This window comes from Nostoc sp. CHAB 5715 (assembly GCF_020829685.1).
Classification (GTDB): domain Bacteria; phylum Cyanobacteriota; class Cyanobacteriia; order Cyanobacteriales; family Nostocaceae; genus Nostoc.
The window spans coordinates 1-4588 of the sequence record NZ_JAIVFR010000622.1 but is presented as its reverse complement, the minus strand read 5'-3'; the positions used below and the strand labels follow the sequence as shown (position 1 = coordinate 4588).

3 protein-coding genes are annotated in these 4588 nt (G+C 40.4%); 1 reads left to right on the top strand and 2 read right to left on the bottom strand.

Annotated features, from left to right (window positions below):
* Positions 1 to 82: 82 nt before the first annotated feature.
* On the top strand, positions 83 to 1984 hold the full coding sequence (locus LC574_RS27555) for a serine/threonine protein kinase (RefSeq protein WP_229456839.1): 1902 nt from the start codon (positions 83 to 85) through the stop codon (positions 1982 to 1984).
* 30 nt (positions 1985 to 2014) lie between these two features.
* On the opposite strand, the gene LC574_RS27550 is transcribed toward LC574_RS27555, so the two are convergent.
* Together LC574_RS27550 and LC574_RS27545 are read right to left on the bottom strand one after the other, a co-directional pair.
* Positions 2015 to 2644 (bottom strand): hypothetical protein, encoded by a 630-nt coding sequence (locus tag LC574_RS27550; RefSeq protein ID WP_229456838.1) that lies wholly within the window; start codon positions 2642 to 2644, stop codon positions 2015 to 2017.
* A gap of 471 nt (positions 2645 to 3115) precedes the next feature.
* Positions 3116 to 4588: tyrosinase family protein (locus tag LC574_RS27545; protein WP_229456837.1), on the bottom strand; the 1473-nt coding region annotated here is incomplete at its 5' end.

Below are 4588 nucleotides of genomic sequence, written 5' to 3'. Positions count from 1 at the left end.
AAAATTCTTGGTTTTCATTAAAGAAAATTTGGAGATATTTATTACCAGCTGGAAAATTAGGTAATAACTCTGGGGAGTGAACATGATAGGCAAGTTACTAGACCATCGTTACCAAGTAATTCGAGTCCTTGCAATGGGAGGATTTGGTCAAACCTACATTGCCCAAGATACTAGGCGGCCCGGCAATCCCCTCTGCGTTGTCAAGCACCTCAAACCCGGAACTGACCCTAGAGTTTTTGATACTGCTAAACGCCTGTTTAACAGCGAAGCCGAAACTTTAGAAAAACTGTGCAATCATGACCAAATACCCAGGCTGTTAGCATACTTTGACGAAAACCAAGAATTTTATTTAGTACAAGAATATATTGACGGACATACCCTAGCTGAGGAACTGATACCTGGTAAGGGCTGGAGTGAAAGCGAAGTAATTCAACTATTGCAAGAAGGTCTAGAAATTCTCGAATTTGTCCACCGCCAAGGCGTGATTCACCGCGATATCAAACCGGATAATATCATCCGTCGCGCCTCAGATAATAAGTTAGTTTTAGTAGACTTTGGGGCAGTGAAACAACTGCGTACACAACTGCTAACAGTGGGCGGACAACCCTCTGCTACAGTGGTTATTGGTACTCCTGGCTATATGCCCACAGAACAAGGGCAAGGTAAACCCCGTCCCAATAGTGATATCTATTCCCTTGGCATTATCGCCATTCAAGCATTAACAGGATTACAGGCAACAGAATTACAAGAAGACCCAGACACGGGCGAAATCATCTGGCAGCAATCAGTAACCGTGAACTATCGGCTGGCGGCAGTGTTGTCTAAAATGGTGCGTTATCACTTCAAAGACCGCTACCTAAACGCCACGGAAGCGCTGCAAGCATGTAAAGAGGCGATTAATCCAGTACCAGCACTTTCCACACCTCAAGAATCTACCAAATCCCGACCTCAAGTCTCTCGGCTGCAAACTGTTGCATTTGCACCAGCAAATCCTGTCCCCGCTAAACCTGTGCGTAAAGACTCTGACAAATCCGACCCATGGCCGATATTAATTGGCATATTATTGGCAGGTGGTACGGCTGCTTTGGTAGCAAATATATCTCCAAGTGTGAAAAATTTAGCTTTTAATCTTACAGGTAACGATACAGCCTTAGCAAACAAATGCTCGGCTATTGTCGTCAAAAATTCTAATATTCGTTCTGAACCTAGTTCGATAAATTCTAATATTGTGCAAACAGTTGCCGATAACACCAGTTTCGAGGTGACTGGCAAACGGACAAAACGAGGTTGGATAGAAGTTAAACTTAACTCTGGTGATTTGGCTTGGGTACGCTCGAATGTGATAACCAATAATCAAGAATGGGGTTCTTGCCTGCGTGAAAAAGGCATTGCAACTAGGATTGTAGATGATAGTAGCTTGATTGCGACTCGACAGACTCCCAAGGCAAAAGCAAAATCTAAGGATGTAGTAACTGCATTACCAGAAAAGCCGAAGGGGTCAACTGACGATGCTGGGAAAACAGAGCGATCGCAGCCTACTGATAACAGTACCAATATTATAGAACAAGCAAGACAGAAGTATGAATCAGGAGATATAGTTAGAGCGATCGCACTTTTAAGGTCGATTCCGGCAAATGCTGCTTCTGGTATTCAAGAGACGGGCAAAATCATTGCCCAGTGGCAGGAAGATTGGGCTAAAGCAGAGGCGTTATCTAATGAGATTAATAAAGCAATAGATGATGGTAAATGGGATAAAGTTTTAGATTATAGAAACCATCCAGAAAAGTTGCCTAATACTCAATATTGGCGAAATAGAATAGAACCATTATTTAAACAAGCAGCCGAAAATCTGGCAAAACAGGCACTACCTAAACTAGAAAATCAAGGTAATCACAAGAGTACCCAACAGAAACTTCCCGATACTAACCAACCTGCTACTACAGAGAGTCCTAATACTACAGAAACTCCGAAAAGCGGTTTGTAATATTATTTTTGCGTAAATCGTGATTAGGATTTACTCATACTTGTAAAGTGAAACATTTTCGACGATAACATCTCCTCCTGAAGAACCGCTTTCTTTTACGCAAGTCAAGGTTAAGTTTTGGATTGGTGACGGTTGTTCGCGTTTTTTCACCTGTTCAATTAGTTCGTTGGTAATATCAAACAGGAGAGTTTTTGTTACCCTTTCTTTACTTGGCAGTTCAAAAAAATTGATAGTACCAGCGTAGTAAGCATCTTTGTCAGTAGTCTCGTTTATATTAGGTAGGTTTACATAAACACTATAGGTTCCTGTTGGTTTTCCCTGGAAAGACACTTGAACTTCTAGCACATAACTTATGTTTGCAAAAGCAGAGGTTGAATTGAACTCAAGTGGCATAGAAAAGTGAACCATTACTGTTGTCGGTTCACCAGTTAACCTCGTTTTGAATTTCTGAGAGGTCAAAATAGTTTTTTGTGGAGCTGCCTGACTTGAGATATTAAATGATGGTTGATTGTTCACTAAAACCTCTTTTTTATCATTTATTTGATATATTTGATTGAAAGACTGAGCTAACTGGAAAGACTGAGCATCTACTTTGCTTGGTAGCACTAAGCTCAAAGTACTAAGTATTACCAAAATTGAAACAAAAATAAAATGTCCCATAACCGTGCCAAATATTTGGGTAATAAAAAATTAGAATTTATTACTAATAATTTACTTTCTAGAACTTTGAGTATGTGTTCACTCTTGCAATTTTCACTAGTTTGAGTTATGTCAAAAGAATGAATTAGCTATGCACTAGATATAACAAAGGCGATCGCTCCCTCTCTCATTTATTTGTGCTGTGGAAGTGCGATCGCCCTGAGTAGATAGTAGAGCCAGTGGTAACAGTGCCAAAACGAAAAAATTTTATGTCCTTGGCTGAAAACCCTTTATAGCAAGGCTTTTATGGATGTATTCCCTTGATATTTCATCGGCCAGCGATGCAACTTTCAGAGCATAGACGGTTCACCATGTTTTTGCGATCGGAACCCAACAGATTCTGATTCGTATAAAAAACCTTTTTTGGCATACTGACCGAGGTAAAATTGAGGTAATTTTAGGTCTATCTGAGTTCAACATCAACTACACCTACTAATAACTACGAAGTGAAACCTTCTCGACAATAATGTCCGTCGCTGAAGAACCATTTTGTTTGAAAAAAGTCACTTTTAAGCCTTGATTTTCTGACAGTTGTTCACCTTTTTCCACCTCCTTGGCTAGTTCGTCTGTAATGTCAAACAGCAGAGTTTTTGTCTTTCTTTCTTGGGTTGACAGTTCAAAAAAGCTGATAGCACCAGCATAGTAAGCCTCTTTGTCAACAGTCGCCTTTTTGTCAGGCAGGTTTACATAAACATTATAAGTGCCCCTTGGCTGTCCTTGGAAAGACACTTGAATTTCCAGCACATAGCCTTTTTCTGCCGCTATAGAGAAGCTGGGAGCAGTAAGGGCAGCTCGCTCGCCACTACGAGTAGATAAGCGTACAGGAACAACAACTATTGTCGTTTCATCAGTTAACTTGGTCTTAAAATCTTTGCTAACAACAGCTTTTTGTACTGATGAAACTTCTAGGCGTGCTTGCGGTTGTGGAGAACTTCTCAACAATTCTAAAGGTCTTGGTGGGATCTCATCGTATTTGTCGTAGGTGTAATTTACGTTGTAGGCTGCATTAATGATTTCTGCCGGAGTTTTATATTCAACCACCTGTTTTTGAGCGTTAAAAAATCTATACGGCCATTCTACAGCCGCTAGTTCCGTCTCGGAAACCTTGACATTTTTTGCTTTTGTCCAAGATTCCCAGTAACGGTCAATACTAGAGTGATGTAGCCAAAAGATAGGATCAAATCCAGCAGTAGTAACATCTTTCATTAGCCCTACACCTATATCATAAGGAGAGGAGCGTTGCCAAATATCATTAAACTTGTCCCGAGGAAAGTCACCACCGACATAATTGTGAATAGTACCATGAGGTGATCTCTCTAACTGGCTAGTAAACACGCTATATACAATGGTTTCATACGCTTTTTGTTTGTTAAGAACTAGCGTTTCGTATGTTGATGGATCAATTTGTGGATCTTCGTTTGGATCTGTTTTGATATTGAGGCTGGGTAACCTAAATTCTTCATAAAGACTGTTTATTCTTGGGTTTGCCGGAAGTCTCAGCGCCTCTGGGATTGATTTGTATTTTGAGTCACTATTGGTGTAATCCCAGTAAGGAAGAGCAAAATCAGATTTACCAGAAAGGTTACGAACAATTTGTTCAAAGTAATAAAGGTAAAGTCTATGCCAGGGGAGAAAGTGAATTCCAGAACCTGGTTGATGGGTACACTGTTTCCAAAATTTTAGCAAGTCATCAATTTGTGGTTTCGTTTCTGCATTTGAATATGAATCGTTGGTATAGATTGGGCAAAGAAAATTTTGTGCAACAAAATTCTGTGGATCTGGAACCCAATGAATTGCACTCTGGAAATACCAACTAGCGGGATCTGTGCAACCCAACTCTCGCATCTTTTGGAGTGCAACTTTCAGCGCCTGAAGATCCTTCTGTCCTTCTGGGATTACACCAAT